The organism is Burkholderia sp. Bp9016, assembly GCF_003857765.1.
Taxonomy (GTDB): Bacteria; Pseudomonadota; Gammaproteobacteria; order Burkholderiales; family Burkholderiaceae; genus Burkholderia.
In genome coordinates, this window is sequence record NZ_QTPY01000008.1 from 111,973 (window position 1) to 128,243 (window position 16,271).

Here is a 16,271-nt window from a genome sequence, read left to right on the forward strand (position 1 = left end):
GCGCTGCCCCGATCCTCATACGAATTCCGGCACGTCCGGTCGTCCTGTAAAAACCGGCCGCCCAAAAGAAAAAACCCCGCCAACGCGGGGTTTGTGACGTCCTGAGATTCTAATCGATTTCGAATCAGGCGTAGCGACGCAGGCGTGTCGCGAATTCCTGCAGCGACTTGATACCGCTTTGTTCCGCGCGATGACACCAATCCTGCAATTGCGCGAGCAGCTGTTCGCGCGACGCGGTCGAGCGATCCCAGATCGCGGCCAGATCCTGGCGCAGCTGGAAGTACGTATGCAGCTTCTGGCTGTTCGCGAAGATCTCCGGCAGCAGCTTCTTCTGCGGCTCGTCAAGGCCGTCGGCATCCTTGTGGAACCACTTGCGCGCGCCGCGCATCAGTTGGTACTTCTCGCTCGAACCAAGCTCCTTCAGGTGCGCGAGCTCCTGACGGTAGGCACGCTTCACGGCCTTGCCGTAGCGCGCCATCACTTCGTAGCGGTTCGACAGCACGGCCTGCAGCGTTTCCTGGTCGAGCACCGTCTTCGGCTTGTTCAGGCGCGGCGTAGGCGCGACCTTCTTCACTTTCGCGAGGCCGAATGCCGACATGATGCGGATGTACATCCAGCCGATGTCGAATTCGTACCACTTGTTCGACAGCTTCGCCGACGTCGCGAACGTGTGGTGGTTGTTATGCAGTTCTTCGCCGCCGATCACGATGCCCCACGGGAACAAGTTCGTGCTGGCATCGGCCGAGTTGAAGTTGCGGTAGCCCCAGAAGTGGCCGAAACCGTTGACGACACCCGCCGCCCAGAACGGAATCCAGACCATCTGCACGGCCCACACGGTCAGGCCGAGCACGCCGAACAGCGCGACGTCGATCACCATCATCAGGCTCACGCCGAGGATCGGGTACTTCGAGTACAGATTGCGCTCGATCCAGTCGTTCGGCGTGCCGTGGCTGAACTTGCGCATCGTTTCTTCGTTCTTCGCTTCCGCGCGATACAGCTCGGCGCCTTCGAGGAACACCTTCCAGATGCCGCGCGTCTGCGGGCTGTGCGGATCTTCCTCGGTCTCGCACTTCGCATGGTGCTTGCGATGGATCGCGGCCCACTGGCCCGTCAGCATGCCGGTCGTCATCCACAGCCACACGCGGAAGAAGTGGCTCGCGATCGGGTGCAGCTCCAGCGCGCGGTGCGCCTGGCAGCGATGCAGGTAGACCGTCACGCCGATGATCGTGACGTGCGTGACGGCGAGCGCGAACAACGCGACCTGCCACCACGAAAAACGCAGAAGCCCGTGGGAAAGAAAATCGAGCAGGGAATTCAACAAGGCAGTTACCTGTGGTGAGAGCGACGCTGGCGCGGGCCGACGTCATAAAAATGAAAGCATACCGCGTGTAGACCGGAATTTTACTTCAACCGTTCCAAGTCTTTGTAAAAAATGAATATTTTCTTGTCATGAAGCAACACGGACAGTCCATCGACGGACCCGGAAGGCCCCGCGCTCCGGTTCTGGCCGCCCGACGGACCCGATTCGGCCCGTTCGCGCCGGTGCGGCGCGCCTAAGCGGCCGATGCCTGTCCGTCGGCCGAGCCGCTGCCGGCCACCGGCTCGCTCTCGGCCATCGCGCCGGTCGCGGCAACCCCCTCCGGGAGGCCGACGACGCGCACTTCGCGCTGCGGGAACGGAATCGAGATCCCATGTTCGCCGAACAACCGCCAGATGTTGCGGTTCACGCTCGAACGCACACCCGACGTGCCCTTCGCCGCATCCTCGATCCAGAAACCGAGCTCCAGGTCGATCCCGTCCGCGCCGAAGCTGACCAGGTACGGCGCCGGCGCCGGCTCGGCGAGCACGCGCGGCACGCCCTTCGCGGCCTCCGCGAGCACCGACAGCGCCTGCTCGACATCACTCGTATAGGCGACCTGCACGGCGACCTTCGCGTAACCGCGCGTCAGGTACGACGACTGGTTCTGCACGACGTCGGTGATCAGCTTCTCGTTCGGGATCAACGTCTCGTTGCCGTCGAGGCCGCGCACGACCGTGTAGCGCGTGCGGATCTGCGTGACGACGCCCTGCAGCCCGCCGACGCTGATGGCGTCGCCGAGCCGCAGCGAGCGGTCGAGCAGGATGATGAAGCCCGATACGTAGTTGCTCGCGATCTTCTGCAGCCCGAAACCGAGGCCGACGCCAAGCGCGCCGCCGAACACGCCGAGCACCGTCACGTCGATGCCGACGAGCGACAGCCCGATGAGGATCGCCGCGAACACCAGCAGCGCGCGGCCGACCCGCGACAGCACGACCTTCAGGTTCGCATCCAGCGTGCTCGAGCGCGCCAAGCGCTCCTCGAGCACCGAGCCGAGCCACATGGCGACCATCAGCGTCACGCACACCCAAAGCGCGCCGGAAATCACCGACAGCAGCGTGAGGTGCGCATTGGCGACGCGAAACTGCACGCTGTCGAGCCATGCGATCACATCGGACTGGATCCCGAGCACGGTGAACACCATCGCCGCCCACACGATCACCGACACGATCTTCTCGACGACCGACAACCACGCATGCGTGTGGCCGTCGCGCGCGAACACGCGCCGCGCGAAGAAGAACAGCACGTAGATGAACCCGATGCCGAACAGCGGCACGAGCGCGAGCGACAGCAGCGACGTCGACATGAACGGGTCGAACGCAAGCTGGGCCGCCAGCACGAACAGCCCGCCGAACAGCGGGAACAGCGCACGCTTCAGGCTCTGCGCGCCGGCGCCGGGCACGCGGCCGGCAGCCCGCCGGCGCGCGTCGATGCGCCCGTGCACGAAGCGCGCGGCCCCCCATGCGAAACACAGCGCGCCAACCAGGATCGCCGCCTGCCAGATCATCACCGGCTGGTTGAAGTCGCGGATGACCGACGCGAGCCGGTGCGACAGCAGACGATTCTGCATCATCCGTGCGCGCTGCCGTTACTGCGGGCGCCGTTCCAGCACCGCGGCGAAGAAGCCGTCGGTGGCGTGGCGGTGCGGCCACAGCGACAGGTAGTCGCCGGTCTCGATTTCGATGCGCTGGTCGGCCAGCACCTTCTGCGCCGGGACCAGCACGAACTCCGGATGGTCGGCCAGGAACTGCTCGACGATGGCTTCGTTCTCCGCGTCGAGCACGCTGCAGGTCGCGTAGACGAGACGGCCGCCCTTCTTCACGAGACGCGCCGCGCTCGCGAGGATCGACGCCTGCTTCGGCGCGAGCTCTTCGATCGACGTGCGCGTCTGGCGCCACTTGAGGTCGGGATTGCGGCGCAGCGTGCCGAGGCCGCTGCACGGCGCGTCGACCAGCACGCGGTCGATCTTGCCGGCGAGCCGCTTGATCTTCGCATCGTGCTCGCTGTCGATCAGCACCGGATTCACGTTCGACAGGCCGCTGCGCGCAAGGCGCGGCTTCAGCTTCGTGAGGCGCTTTTCCGACACGTCGAACGCGTACAGGCGCCCGGTCGAGCGCATCATCGCGCCGAGCGCGAGCGTCTTGCCGCCGGCGCCCGCGCAGAAATCGACGACCATCTCGCCGCGACGCGGCGCGACGAGCGAGCACAGCAGCTGACTGCCTTCGTCCTGCACCTCGATCTGGCCTTCCTCGAACAGCTTCAGGCGCGTGAGCGCCGGCTTGCCGACGACCCGCACGCCGTATGGCGCGAAAGGCGTCGCACCGGCGTCGATGCCGTTCGCGCGCAGCGCGTCGATCACCTGATCGCGCGTCGCCTTCTGCGCATTGGCGCGCAGGTCGAGCGGCGCGGGGTAATTCAGCGCGGCGGCGAGTTGCCCGAGTTCCTCGGCGTCGAAGCGGGCCGACAGCGCCTGGTAGATCCAGTCCGGCAGGTTCGTGCGCACGCGCACCGGCAGGCTCGCCGGATCGATCTTCGACACGTGCTCGAGCCATGCGGCCTCGGTGTCGGATACGAACGGCTTCAGCGCGTTGCGGCCGAGCGTCTGCATCAGGCCGAGCAGCGTGAGGCGCCGCGCGGGGCTGCCCGTGCCGCTCTCGGCGAGGTGCGAGAACTCCATCTTGCGGCGCAGTACCGCGAACACCGCCTCGGCGATCACGCCGCGCTCGGCGTGGCCGAGCTTCGGGTGCGCACGGAAAAACCGGCTCGTCGTCGCGTCGGCCGGGCCGGCGAATTTCAGCACCTCGGCCAGCAAGGTCTCGGTCTGGCCAATCAGGAATCCGTGCAGCTTCATACGCCCTCGCTCGTTTCGGTATGCGGTTGATCCGCGAAAATCCAGCGCGCCTCTTCCGGCGCCACGACTGCCCGCCCGTTCTCGAGGCGCAGGCGCCCCTCGACGAACCAGCGCACCGCACGCGGATACAGCACGTGCTCGACCGTCAGCACACGCTGCGCGAGCGCGGCCGCGTCGTCGCCCGTGCGCACGGGCACCGCGCCCTGCGCGACGATCGCGCCGCTGTCGAGTTCGGGAATGACGAAATGCACGCTCGCGCCGTGCAGCGCGACGCCGGCATCCAGCGCCTGCTGGTGCGTGTGGATGCCCTTGAAGCTCGGCAGCAGCGACGGATGGATGTTCAGCAGCCGGCCCTCGTATCGTCTGACGAAATCGGGCGTCAGGATACGCATGAAGCCGGCGAGTACGACGAGATCGGGTGCGAAACGGTCGATTTCGGCGGCGAGCGCCGCATCGAAGCTGTCGCGGCCGTCGAACGACCGATGGTCGACCACCGCGGCCGCCACCCCGTGCGACGCGGCAAAAGCCAGGCCGGCCGCATCGGGCCGGTTGGCGATCACGGCGGCAATCTCGGCCGGCCAGCGTTCCTGCGCGCACGCGCGGACGATGGCCTCCATGTTGCTGCCGCGACCGGAAATCAGGATCACGAGTTTTTTCATCCGCGAATTTTACCATTCGCCCTCGCGTTTCCCCCCTTCTCGGCCGCCGGGCCGCCCGAACGTTTATAATCTTTTGCTTTGCGGCATCCCACCGCCCATTCCCCGACGCTGCATCCGCTATCGTGAAAGTCTTCCGCGGCCTGCCCAACGCCGAAAGCCGCGCGCCTTGCGCGCTGACGATCGGCAACTTCGACGGTGTCCATCGCGGCCACCAGGCCCTGCTCGCGCGCGTGCGCGCAGCAGCGGACGCGCGCGGCCTGCCCGTGTGCGTGATGACGTTCGAGCCGCACCCGCGCGAATTCTTCAATCCGGCCGGCGCGCCGCCGCGCATCGCGATGCTGCGCGACAAGCTGGAGGCGCTGCGCGATCACGGCGTCGACCGCGTTGTCGTCGAACACTTCAACCATACGTTCGCGAGCCAGTCGCCGCAGACGTTCGTCGAACGCACGCTGGTCGGCGGGCTGCACGCGCGCTGGATGATGGTCGGCGACGATTTCTGCTACGGCGCGAAGCGCGCGGGCACCTTCGACACGCTGAAGGCGGCCGGCGAGCAGTACGGCTTCGAGGTCGAGCAGATGGGCACGGTCGCCGGCAGCGACGGCACGCGCATCTCCAGCTCGGGCGTGCGGGCCGCGCTCGGCGCGGGCGATCTCGACGCGGCCGCGCTGGCGCTCGGCCACGGCTATGCGATCAGCGGCCACGTCGCGCACGGGCTCAAGCTCGGCCGCGACCTCGGCTTCCCGACGCTGAACCTGCCGATCGCGCACAAGCGGCCGGCGCTCGCGGGCATCTTCGTCGTGCAGGTGCACGGCCTCGGCCCCACCCCGCTGCCGGGCGTCGCGAGCCTCGGGCTGCGTCCGACCGTCGACGATTCCGGCCGCGTGCTGCTCGAAGTCCACCTGCTCGACTGGCACGGCGACGCGTACGGCAAGCTGATCCGCGTCGAGTTCCTGAAGAAACTGCGCGACGAGGCGAAGTTCGACGATCTCGAGGCGTTGTCGCGCGCGATCGCGCTGGACGTCGCCAATGCGCGCGCGTACTTCATCGAGCGCGACCGCGCGCCGGGCAGCAGTGCAACCGGCTTCTCGACGTCGGCGACCGACCGAATTAGCTGATCCGGCCGGCGGCGCCCCGCGCCGCCTTCCTCGCGCCGCCGACCCGCGCGCATCCCCGATTCACGACGCACGAGCGTCCCCCGATTTGATAGCGATCCCATCATGAGCAACAAGAAAGCCGATTCGAAACCGCAGGCCAAGTATCCGGTCAACCTGCTCGATACGCCGTTCCCGATGCGCGGCGACCTGCCCAAGCGCGAGCCGCAGTGGGTCAAGGAGTGGGAAGAGCGCGGCATCTACGAGAAAATCCGCGCGGCCAGCAAGGGCCGGCCGAAGTTCATCCTGCACGACGGCCCCCCGTATGCGAACGGCGACATCCACCTCGGTCACGCGGTCAACAAGATCCTGAAGGACATCGTCGTCAAGTCGCGCAACATGGCCGGCTTCGACGCGCCTTACGTGCCGGGCTGGGATTGCCACGGGATGCCGATCGAGATCCAGATCGAGAAGCAGTTCGGCAAGTCGCTGCCGGCGGCCGAAGTCATGAGCAAGGCGCGCGCGTATGCGACCGAGCAGATTGAAAAGCAGAAGGTCGGCTTCAAGCGCCTCGGCGTGCTCGGCGACTGGGCGAACCCGTACAAGACGATGAACTTCGTCAACGAGGCGGAAGAAATCCGCGCGCTCGGCAAGATCATCGAGAAGGGCTATGTGTATCGCGGACTGAAGCCGGTGAACTGGTGCTTCGACTGCGGCTCGGCGCTCGCCGAGGCGGAAGTCGAGTACAAGGACCGCACCGACCCGACGATCGACGTGATGTTCGCGTTCGCGGAACCGGAAAAGACCGCGCACGCATTCGGCCTGCCGGCACTGCCGCGCGCCGAGGGCGGCATCGTGATCTGGACCACCACGCCGTGGACGATTCCCGCCAACCAGGCGCTGAACCTCCATCCGGAAATCGTCTACGCGCTGGTCGACACCGAGCGCGGGCTGCTGATCATCGCGGAAGAACGCGTCGAAGCGTGCATGACCGACTTCAAGCTGACCGGCCGCGTCGTCGCGACCGCGCCGGGCGTGAAGCTCGCGAACCTGCGCTTCCACCACCCGCTCGCGTCGGCCCACCCCGGCTACAAGCGCACCGCGCCCGTCTACCTCGGCGACTACGTGACGACCGACACCGGCACCGGCGTCGTGCACTCGTCGCCCGCCTACGGTATCGAAGACTTCATGTCGTGCAAGGCTCACGGGATGACCGATTCGGACTTCATCAACCCGGTGATGGGTGACGGCCGCTACATCGAATCGCTGCCGCTGTTCGGCGGCCTGTCGATCTGGGACGCGAATCCGAAGATCGTCGAGGCGCTGAACGCGGCCGGCTCGCTGCTGCGCAGCGAGAAGTACACGCACAGCTACATGCACTGCTGGCGCCACAAGACGCCGATCATCTACCGCGCGACGTCGCAGTGGTTCGCCGGCATGGACGTGACGCCGCGCGACGGCGGCAAGACGCTGCGCGAAACGGCGCTCGAAGGTATCGACGCGACCGCGTTCTACCCGTCGTGGGGCAAGCAGCGCCTGTTCAGCATGATCGCGAACCGTCCCGACTGGACGCTGTCGCGCCAGCGCCAGTGGGGCGTGCCGATGGCGTTCTTCGTGCACAAGGAAACCGGCGAGCTGCACCCGCGCACGCTGGAGTTGCTCGAGGAAATCGCCAAGCGCGTCGAGCAGTCGGGCATCGAGGCGTGGCAGTCGCTCGATCCGCGCGAGCTGATCGGCGACGACGCGAACCTGTACGAGAAGAACCGCGACACGCTCGACGTGTGGTTCGACTCGGGCACGACGCACTGGCACGTGCTGCGCGGCTCGCACAAGGATCAGCTGCAGTTCCCGGCCGACCTGTACCTCGAAGGCTCCGACCAGCACCGCGGCTGGTTCCACTCGTCGCTCCTGACCGCATCGATGATCGACGGCCGCGCGCCGTACAAGGGTCTGCTCACGCACGGCTTCACCGTCGACGGCGAAGGCCGCAAGATGAGCAAGTCGCTCGGCAACGGCATCGACCCGCATGAGGTCTCGAACCGTCTCGGCGCGGAAATCATCCGCCTGTGGATCGCATCGACCGACTACTCGGGCGAACTCGCAATCTCCGAGGAAATCCTGAAGCGCGTGACGGAAGGCTATCGCCGCATCCGCAACACGCTGCGCTTCCTGCTCGCGAACCTGTCGGACTTCGACTTCGCGCAGCACGCGGTGCCGGTGGAAGAATGGCTCGAGATCGACCGTTATGCGGTCGCATTCTCCGCGCAACTCCAGACGGAACTGCTCGGCCACTACGAGAAGTACGAATTCCACCCGATCGTCGCGAAGCTGCAGACGTACTGCTCGGAAGACCTCGGCGGCTTCTACCTCGACGTGCTGAAGGACCGCCTGTACACGAGCGCGCCCGATTCGCGTGCGCGCCGCTCCGCGCAGACCGCGCTGTACCACCTGACGCACGGCCTGCTGCGCGTGCTCGCGCCGTTCCTGTCGTTCACCGCGGAAGAAGCGTGGAAGGTGTTCCAGCCGGCGAGCGACACCGTGTTCACGGAAACGTACTACGCGTATCCGGAAGTCGCCGGCTCGGCCGGGCTGATCGAGAAGTGGGCGCTGCTGCGCGACGTGCGCGGCAACGTGACGAAGGCGCTCGAGGAAGCACGCACCGCGAACCGCATCGGTTCGTCGCTGCAGGCCGAAGTGGCCGTGCATGCGAGCGGCGCGCGCTACGACGCGCTCACGAGCCTCGGCGACGACCTGAAGTTCGTGCTGATTACGTCGGCGGCGACGGTCGTGAAGGTCGACGACGAAGCGCAGGAAAGCGTCGACGTGGCGGCTTCGACGTACCAGAAATGCGAACGCTGCTGGCACTACCGCGAAGACGTCGGCGCGCACGCCGACCATCCGACGCTGTGCGGCCGCTGCTTCTCGAACCTGTTTGAAAACGGCGAAATCCGGAGCGCTGCTTAAACCATGGCAAAAACCGTGTCGAAACCGGCCAGCGGCGCGCTCGCGCCCTGGCTCGGCATTTCGCTGATCGTGATCCTGTTCGACCAGCTGTCGAAGATCTCGATCCTGAAAACGTTCGCGTACGGCGCACAGCACGTGCTGACGTCGTTCTTCAACCTCGTGCTGGTGTACAACCGCGGCGCCGCGTTCGGCTTCCTGTCGACCGCGAGCGGCTGGCAGCGCTGGGCGTTCACCGCGCTCGGCATCGGCGCGACGCTCGTGATCTGCTTCCTGCTGCGCCGCCACGGCCAGCAGCGGCTGTTCAGCCTGTCGCTCGCGTTGATCCTCGGCGGCGCACTCGGCAACGTGATCGACCGGCTCATCTACGGCCACGTGATCGACTTTCTCGACTTCCACCTCGGTGCGTGGCACTTCCCGGCGTTCAATCTCGCCGACTCCGCGATCACGGTCGGCGCAGTGCTGCTGATCTACGACGAGTTGCGTCGCGTGCGCGGCACGCGCTGAGCGCGCATACTCCGTGTCGACGGCCGGCTTCGCGCCGGCCGTTCCGTTTGATCCTTGGAGGCCTGAGTTGGCACACGCAGAACTCGCTGGAAAGCACCTCGTTCTCGGCCTGACGGGCGGCATCGCCTGCTACAAGATCGCCGAGCTCACCCGGCTGCTCGTGAAGGCAGGCGCGACCGTGCAGGTCGCGATGACGGAAGCCGCGACCCAGTTCATCACGCCCGTCACGATGCAGGCGCTGTCCGGCCGGCCCGTGTACACGAGCCAGTGGGACGCGCGCATCGACAACAACATGGCGCACATCGACCTGTCGCGCGAAGCCGACGCGATCGTGATCGCGCCCGCATCGACCGACTTCCTCGCGAAGCTCGCGCACGGGTTCGCTGACGACCTGCTGTCGACGCTGTGCGTCGCGCGAGACTGTCCGCTGCTCGTCGTACCCGCGATGAACCGTCAGATGTGGCAGAACCCGGCCACGCAACGCAATGCCGCGCAGTTGCGAGCTGACGGCGTGTCGGTGCTCGGCCCCGATTCGGGCGCGCAGGCATGCGGCGAAGTCGGCGACGGCCGCATGCTCGAGCCCGAAGCGATCTATGAAGCGATCGTCGCGCACTTCGCGCCGAAGGTGCTCTCGCACCGCCGCGTGCTGATCACCGCCGGCCCGACGTTCGAGCCGCTCGATCCGGTACGCGGCCTCACCAACCGCTCGAGCGGCAAGATGGGCTTCGCGCTCGCGCGTGCCGCGCAACAGGCCGGCGCCGACGTACACCTCGTCGCCGGGCCGGTCGCGCTCGACACGCCGTGGGGCGTCTACCGCCAGGACGTGCAGACCGCGCAGCAGATGTACGATGCCGTCATGCATGCCGTAAACGATGCCGACATCTTCATCGCGGTGGCTGCGGTCGCCGACTGGCGCGTCGCCAAGCCCGCCGAGCACAAGATGAAGAAGACGGCCGACCGCAAGATGCCCGCGCTCACGTTCGTCGAGAACCCCGACATCCTCGCGTCGGTCGCGGCACTGTCCGATCCGCCGTTCTGTGTCGGCTTCGCGGCCGAAAGCGGCGACCTCGACGTGCACGGCGACGAGAAGCGCAAGCGCAAGAACGTCCCGCTGCTGGTCGGCAACCTCGGCCCACTGACGTTCGGCCGCGACGACAACGAAGTCGTGCTGTTCGAAGCGGGTGGCCTCACGCGCCTGCCGCGTGCGCCGAAGGACGAACTCGCGCACACGCTCGTGGCCGAAATCGCTAAGCGCCTGCCCGACAACCGCCTGATCTGATCCCTTGCGCGGCAGCACACGCCGCCGCGCCCTTCCCGACCGATTCGACGACCGCATGAAACTCGACCTGAAGATTCTCGACGCGCGCATGCGCGACTACCTGCCCGCGTACGCCACCACCGGCAGCGCAGGGCTCGACCTGCGTGCGTGCCTCGACGCGCCCGTCACGCTGAAGCCGGGCGAAACGACGCTGGTGCCGACCGGCCTCGCGATCCATCTCGCGGATCCCGGCTATGCGGCGCTGATCCTGCCGCGCTCGGGCCTCGGTCACAAGCACGGAATCGTGCTCGGCAACCTCGTCGGCCTGATCGATTCCGACTACCAGGGCCAGTTGATGATCTCGACGTGGAACCGCGGCCAGACCGAATTCGTGCTGAACCCGTTCGAACGGCTCGCGCAGCTCGTGATCGTGCCGGTCGTGCAGGCGCAGTTCAACATCGTCGACGACTTCGACCAAAGCGATCGCGGCGAAGGCGGTTTCGGCAGCACCGGCCGTCACTGAACGAGCGGCGCAATAAAAAAGGGGCCACGGCCCCTTTTGCGTTTGCCCTCACCGGTCTGCCGTCTGCGCGATCCGTGCGGGTACCAGTTCGCGTCGCCGCGCCTGCGCGATGCTCGCGTAGATCACCATCGCGACCAGCACGCCGAGCAGCACCGCCGACGAGCCGACCGTCCCGAGCGCGAGTCCGCCCTTCGCGACCGGTTTCGTCAGCAGGTCGCCGACCGTCGCGCCGAACGGACGCGTGAGCACGAACGCGGCCCAGAACAGCAGCACGCCGGACATGCGCGTGACATAGTGCGCGAGCATGATCGCCGCGAGCAGCCCGCCGATCAGCAGCGCGCCGCCGCCGAAGCCGAGGCCCGAGCTGTCCGCAAGGAAATCGCCGAGCGCGGTGCCGAGCGTGTTCGAGAACAGGATCGCGATCCAGTACAGCAGTTCGACCTTGCGCGTGCGGATCAGGTCGACCGACAGCGATTCGCCGCTCAGGCGCCACACCGCGAAGATCGCCAGCAGGATCGCGACGAGGATCGACGATCCGGCCGCGTAACCGAAGCCGAGCGTACGGTCCATGAAATCGGACATCGTCGTGCCGGCCGTGCTGGTCGCGACGATCACGGCCCAGTAGATCGCCGGGCGATAGCCGGTCGCCCTGAGTTGCGCGCCGAGCGCGACGAGAAAGAAACCGAACAGCAGGACCGAACTCGCCGCGTAGCCGACGTTCAGCGTCATCGACAGCAGGTCGCCACCGGTTTCGCCGAGCGTCGTCGCGCAGATCTTCATGATCCAGAACGCGAGCGTGATTTCGGGAAGTTTGTTCATTCGAACCCCTTGGCAGGAAAGCGGCGCGCCGGCACAGGCCGGCGCGCATCGCGGACAGATTCGAATGTAGCGGCTGCCGGCTTAACGGAACCTTAGCTGCCTCGCCGCGCAGTCTGCAGCGTCGAAGGTGTACGCATCAGCGCGCGTGGCGGTGCCGGTAGTGCAGCGCGTATGCGAGCGTCAACAGCACGACGAACACGACGCCGACCACCATCGTCATCCGGAATTCGCGCGTGAACGCGGTGGTGAACAGGATCGATGCGACGAGCCCCGCGCCGAGCAGGCTGCCGAACGGATGCCCCCACATCCGGAACGCGAGCGCCGGGCCGCGATACTGCGCGCGAAAGCGCAGATGCGTGACGAAAATCATCAGCCACGTGAACAGCGCGCCGAACATCGCGATCGCCATCATCACGGTAAACGCAGTGTCGGGCGACAGCGCCACGAGCACCGCCGCGACCGCGACGCCGCTCGTCGAGATCCACAGCGCCGCACGCGGCACGCCGTTCGTGCCGAGCCGGCCGAACACCGCCGGCGCGAGCTGCGCGCGCGACAGGCTGAACATCATTCGCGTCGTCACGTAGAGCTGGCTGTTCATCGCCGACAGCGCCGCGATCAGCAGCACGAAGTTGATCACCCCTGCCGCATACGGCACGTGCGTCGCGGCCATCACCTTCACGAACGGGCTTTCGTCGGTGCCGGCCTGCGTCCACGGCACGATCGCGAGCATCAGCGACAGCGTCAGCAGATAGAACAGCACGAGCCGGAACACCGTCGAGCGGAAGGCGCGCGTGACCGCGTGCTGCGGATCGCGCGCCTCGCCGGCCGCGATCGCGACCGCCTCGATGCTCATGTAGCTGAAGATCGCGACGATCACCGCGACCCACGTTCCCCACGGCCCTTTCGGCATGAAGCCGCCGTGCGCGGTGTAGTTCGCGAAACCGATGCCCGACGCCACCGGCGCCGACCACACGAGATATGCGCCTAGCACGATGAACACGACGATCGCCGCGATCTTCAGCAGCGAGAATGCATATTCGACCGAACCGTACAGCGTGACGCTCGCGAGGTTCACCGCGATCAGCAGCGCGGAGAAGCCGATCACCCAGTACCAACCGGGCACGGCCGGAAACCAGTACTTCATGAATACGGCGATCGCACTGATTTCGGTGCCGATCGCGAACACGACCGCGAACCAGTATGCATAGCGCACGAGAAAGCCCGCGAGCGGGCCGACGTAGTGCTCCGCATATGCGCCGAACGAGCCGGCCGTCGGATGCGCGACCGTCATTTCCGCGAGCGCGCCCATCAGCAGCAGCGCGATCAGCGCGCCGATCGCATACGAAACGAGCACACTCGGGCCGGCAAGCCCGATCGCGAAGCCGCTGCCGAGGAACAGCCCCGTGCCGATCGCTCCGCCGATCGCGATCATCGCCATCTGCCCGGACGTCAGCGCATGGCGCAACCCCTGTTCGCGCGCGACGATGTTGTCGAACGACCGTTGTTGTTGTGTCACTGCGTTACCACTCCCCTGCACCACCACGGCGCCACCGGCGCCAGATAAAACGAAACGGCGCGGAGAACTTCCCGCGCCGTTCGCATGAACAACGAATTATCGCTTACTCGACTTCGACCGTCTCTTCGTTCGGCTTGTGCGGCGGATTCGCCAGCTTGTCGAACGACAACTGCACCTTGTCGCTTTCGTCGACATCGACCGTCACGTGGCCGCCGTTGACGAGCTTGCCGAACAGCAGCTCGTCGGCCAGCGCGCGACGGATCGTGTCCTGGATCAGCCGCTGCATCGGCCGCGCGCCCATCAGCGGGTCGAAGCCGTGCTTCGCGAGATGCTTGCGCAACGCATCGGTAAAGAGCGCGTCGACCTTCTTCTCGTGCAGCTGTTCCTCGAGCTGGATCAGGAACTTGTCGACCACGCGCATGATGATTTCCTCATCGAGCGAGCGGAAGCTGATGATCGAATCCAGGCGGTTGCGGAACTCCGGCGTGAACAGACGCTTGATGTCGGTCATCTCGTCGCCCGTTTCGCGGCGCGTCGTGAAGCCGATCGTCGCCTTCTGCATCGACTCGGCGCCCGCGTTCGTCGTCATGATGATGATGACGTTGCGGAAATCCGCCTTGCGGCCGTTGTTGTCCGTCAGCGTGCCGTGGTCCATCACCTGCAGCAGCACGTTGAAGATGTCCGGATGCGCCTTCTCGATTTCGTCGAGCAACAGCACGCAATGCGGCTTCTTCGTGACGGCTTCCGTCAGCAGGCCGCCCTGGTCGAACCCGACGTAGCCCGGCGGCGCGCCGATCAGCCGGCTCACCGCGTGACGCTCCATGTATTCCGACATGTCGAAGCGGATCAGCTCGATGCCGAGCGTGAACGCGAGCTGGCGCGCCACTTCGGTTTTGCCGACGCCCGTCGGGCCGGAGAACAGGAACGCACCGATCGGCTTGTCCATCTTGCCGAGGCCCGCGCGCGCCATCTTGATCGATGCCGCAAGCGCGTCGATCGCCGGATCCTGGCCAAACACGACGCTCTTCAGGTCGCGATCGAGCGTCTGCAGCTTGCTGCGATCGTCCTGCGACACGCTCTGCGCCGGCACGCGTGCGATCTTCGAGATGATTTCCTCGATCTCGCTCTTGCCGATCGTCTTCTTCTGCTTCGACTTCGGCAGGATGCGCTGCGCGGCGCCCGCTTCGTCGATCACGTCGATCGCCTTGTCCGGCAGGTGACGGTCGGTAATGAAGCGTGCCGACAGCTCGGCCGCGGCCGACAGTGCGCCCGACGAATACTTGACGCCGTGGTGCTCCTCGAAGCGCGACTTCAGCCCGCGCAGGATCGCAACCGTCTGCTCGACGGTCGGCTCCGTCACGTCGACCTTCTGGAAGCGCCGCGACAGCGCCGCGTCCTTCTCGAAGATGCCGCGATATTCGGTGAAGGTGGTCGCGCCGATGCACTTGAGCGTGCCCGACGACAGCGCCGGCTTCAGCAGGTTCGACGCGTCGAGCGTGCCGCCCGATGCGGCGCCCGCGCCGATCAGCGTATGGATCTCGTCGATGAACAGGATCGCGTGCGGACGCTCCTTCAGCTCCTTCAGCACCGTCTTCAGACGCTGCTCGAAGTCGCCGCGATACTTGGTGCCCGCGAGCAGCGCGCCCATGTCGAGCGAATACACCTGCGCGTTCGCGAGGATGTCCGGCACTTCGCCTCGCGTGATGCGATAGGCGAGCCCTTCGGCGATCGCGGTCTTGCCGACGCCGGCTTCGCCGACGAGCAGCGGATTGTTCTTGCGGCGACGGCACAGCACCTGCACGACGCGCTCAACCTCGGGCTCGCGACCGATCAGCGGATCGATGCGGCCGTCCTTCGCCATCTGGTTCAGGTTCTGCGTGAACTGCGCAAGCGGGGTTTCCTTCTGCGCACTCGCGTCTTCGCTTTCCGCGCTCGCATCGGTCGACTTCGCGGCTTCGCCGCCGTTCGTCTTCGCGATGCCGTGCGAAATGAAGTTCACGACGTCCAGGCGCGTCACGCCCTGCTGCTGCAGGTAATAGACCGCGTGCGAATCCTTCTCGCCGAAGATCGCCACCAGCACGTTCGCGCCGGTGACTTCCTTCTTGCCGTTCGACGTCGACTGGACGTGCATGATCGCGCGCTGAATCACGCGCTGGAATCCGAGCGTCGGCTGGGTATCGACATCGTCGGTGCCCGGGACGGTCGGCGTGTTGTCGTGGATGAAATTGCGCAGGTTCTGACGTAAGTCCTCGATGTTTGCCGCGCACGCGCGCAACACCTCGGCCGCCGTCGGATTATCCAGCAGGGCCAGCAGCAGATGCTCGACCGTAATGAACTCATGGCGCGCCTGGCGTGCTTCCATGAACGCCATGTGCAGGCTGACTTCCAATTCCTGGGCAATCATGCTTCCTCCATCACGCACTGCAGCGGATGCCCGGCCTGCCGCGCATGGGTAACGACTTGCTCAACCTTGGTCGACGCGATGTCCCGCGTATAGACCCCACATACCCCTCGCCCTTCACGATGGACCTTCAGCATGATCTGCGTGGCCGTCTCGCGATCCTTCTTGAAATACTCCTGTACGACCATCACGACGAACTCCATCGGCGTGAAGTCGTCGTTCAGCAGCACCACCTTGTACATCGAAGGCGGCTTGAGCTTCTGCTGCTTGCGTTCCAGGACGGTGCTGTCCTGCTTGTCCGGGATAATCGCCATACACCCATTCTAAA

13 protein-coding genes are annotated in these 16,271 nt (G+C 66.0%); 5 read left to right on the forward strand and 8 right to left on the reverse strand.

Going from position 1 to position 16,271, the window contains the following annotated elements; genetic code table 11:
• Positions 1-124 precede the first annotated feature (124 nt).
• From DIE13_RS12030 to purN, 4 genes are all read right to left on the reverse strand, one after another.
• Complete coding sequence (locus DIE13_RS12030; RefSeq protein ID WP_124827350.1) at positions 125-1,321, reverse strand: acyl-CoA desaturase; 1,197 nt, start codon at positions 1,319-1,321, stop codon at positions 125-127.
• 232 nt (positions 1,322-1,553) lie between these two features.
• A complete protein-coding gene (locus DIE13_RS12035; protein ID WP_124827543.1) occupies positions 1,554-2,927 on the reverse strand; it encodes a mechanosensitive ion channel family protein in 1,374 nt (457 codons plus the stop codon).
• Positions 2,928-2,945: 18 nt separating this feature from the next.
• Complete coding sequence (locus tag DIE13_RS12040; RefSeq protein ID WP_124827352.1) at positions 2,946-4,208, reverse strand: RsmB/NOP family class I SAM-dependent RNA methyltransferase; 1,263 nt, start codon at positions 4,206-4,208, stop codon at positions 2,946-2,948.
• The gene (gene purN / locus DIE13_RS12045) at positions 4,205-4,867 is read right to left on the reverse strand and encodes a phosphoribosylglycinamide formyltransferase (RefSeq protein WP_124827353.1); all 663 of its coding nucleotides are present in this window, start codon (positions 4,865-4,867) and stop codon (positions 4,205-4,207) included. Before purN ends, DIE13_RS12040 begins: the two co-directional genes overlap by 4 nt.
• Positions 4,868-4,989: 122 nt before the next feature.
• Here purN and DIE13_RS12050 point away from each other — a divergent pair, with 122 nt between their 5' ends.
• From DIE13_RS12050 to dut, 5 genes are all read left to right on the forward strand, one after another.
• The gene (locus DIE13_RS12050) at positions 4,990-5,982 is read left to right on the forward strand and encodes a bifunctional riboflavin kinase/FAD synthetase (RefSeq protein ID WP_124827354.1); all 993 of its coding nucleotides are present in this window, start codon (positions 4,990-4,992) and stop codon (positions 5,980-5,982) included.
• Between the two features lie 102 nt (positions 5,983-6,084).
• Entirely contained in the window at positions 6,085-8,922 is a 2,838-nt protein-coding gene (gene ileS, locus DIE13_RS12055) for an isoleucine--tRNA ligase (RefSeq protein ID WP_124827356.1), read from the forward strand.
• A gap of 3 nt (positions 8,923-8,925) precedes the next feature.
• Positions 8,926-9,426, forward strand: coding sequence for a signal peptidase II (gene lspA / locus DIE13_RS12060; RefSeq protein ID WP_124827358.1), 501 nt, complete (start codon positions 8,926-8,928; stop codon positions 9,424-9,426).
• A gap of 67 nt (positions 9,427-9,493) precedes the next feature.
• Complete coding sequence (gene coaBC / locus DIE13_RS12065; protein ID WP_124827359.1) at positions 9,494-10,705, forward strand: bifunctional phosphopantothenoylcysteine decarboxylase/phosphopantothenate--cysteine ligase CoaBC; 1,212 nt, start codon at positions 9,494-9,496, stop codon at positions 10,703-10,705.
• Positions 10,706-10,760: 55 nt separating this feature from the next.
• Positions 10,761-11,207: a dUTP diphosphatase gene (dut, locus tag DIE13_RS12070; RefSeq protein ID WP_098550847.1), complete on the forward strand. Its 447-nt coding sequence runs from the start codon at positions 10,761-10,763 to the stop codon at positions 11,205-11,207.
• A 48-nt stretch (positions 11,208-11,255) separates the two neighbouring features.
• Here dut and DIE13_RS12075 read toward each other — a convergent pair whose 3' ends face one another.
• The 4 genes from DIE13_RS12075 to clpS all read right to left on the reverse strand — a co-directional run bounded on the left by DIE13_RS12075 (position 11,256) and on the right by clpS (position 16,257).
• Positions 11,256-12,026 carry a hypothetical protein gene (locus tag DIE13_RS12075; protein ID WP_124827361.1) on the reverse strand — a complete coding sequence of 257 codons (771 nt, stop codon included), beginning with the start codon at positions 12,024-12,026 and terminating at the stop codon, positions 11,256-11,258.
• A gap of 136 nt (positions 12,027-12,162) precedes the next feature.
• Positions 12,163-13,542 carry an amino acid permease gene (locus DIE13_RS12080; protein WP_124827363.1) on the reverse strand — a complete coding sequence of 460 codons (1,380 nt, stop codon included), beginning with the start codon at positions 13,540-13,542 and terminating at the stop codon, positions 12,163-12,165.
• A gap of 103 nt (positions 13,543-13,645) precedes the next feature.
• Positions 13,646-15,946, reverse strand: a complete 2,301-nt coding sequence (gene clpA / locus DIE13_RS12085; protein ID WP_124827365.1) for an ATP-dependent Clp protease ATP-binding subunit ClpA — start codon at positions 15,944-15,946, stop codon at positions 13,646-13,648.
• Positions 15,943-16,257 (reverse strand): ATP-dependent Clp protease adapter ClpS, encoded by a 315-nt coding sequence (gene clpS, locus DIE13_RS12090; RefSeq protein ID WP_006398529.1) that lies wholly within the window; start codon positions 16,255-16,257, stop codon positions 15,943-15,945. The genes clpA and clpS overlap by 4 nt, the downstream gene beginning before the upstream one ends.
• Positions 16,258-16,271 lie beyond the last annotated feature (14 nt).

Coding starts and splice junctions, on each gene's coding strand:
- DIE13_RS12035 (WP_124827543.1), bottom strand. CDS start 2,927: ATGCAGAATCGTCTGCTGTCGCACCGGCTCGCGTCGGTCATCCGCGAC.
- DIE13_RS12040 (WP_124827352.1), bottom strand. CDS start 4,208: ATGAAGCTGCACGGATTCCTGATTGGCCAGACCGAGACCTTGCTGGCC.
- purN (WP_124827353.1), bottom strand. CDS start 4,867: ATGAAAAAACTCGTGATCCTGATTTCCGGTCGCGGCAGCAACATGGAG.
- ileS (WP_124827356.1), top strand. CDS start 6,085: ATGAGCAACAAGAAAGCCGATTCGAAACCGCAGGCCAAGTATCCGGTC.
- lspA (WP_124827358.1), top strand. CDS start 8,926: ATGGCAAAAACCGTGTCGAAACCGGCCAGCGGCGCGCTCGCGCCCTGG.
- dut (WP_098550847.1), top strand. CDS start 10,761: ATGAAACTCGACCTGAAGATTCTCGACGCGCGCATGCGCGACTACCTG.
- DIE13_RS12075 (WP_124827361.1), bottom strand. CDS start 12,026: ATGAACAAACTTCCCGAAATCACGCTCGCGTTCTGGATCATGAAGATC.
- clpA (WP_124827365.1), bottom strand. CDS start 15,946: ATGATTGCCCAGGAATTGGAAGTCAGCCTGCACATGGCGTTCATGGAA.
- clpS (WP_006398529.1), bottom strand. CDS start 16,257: ATGGCGATTATCCCGGACAAGCAGGACAGCACCGTCCTGGAACGCAAG.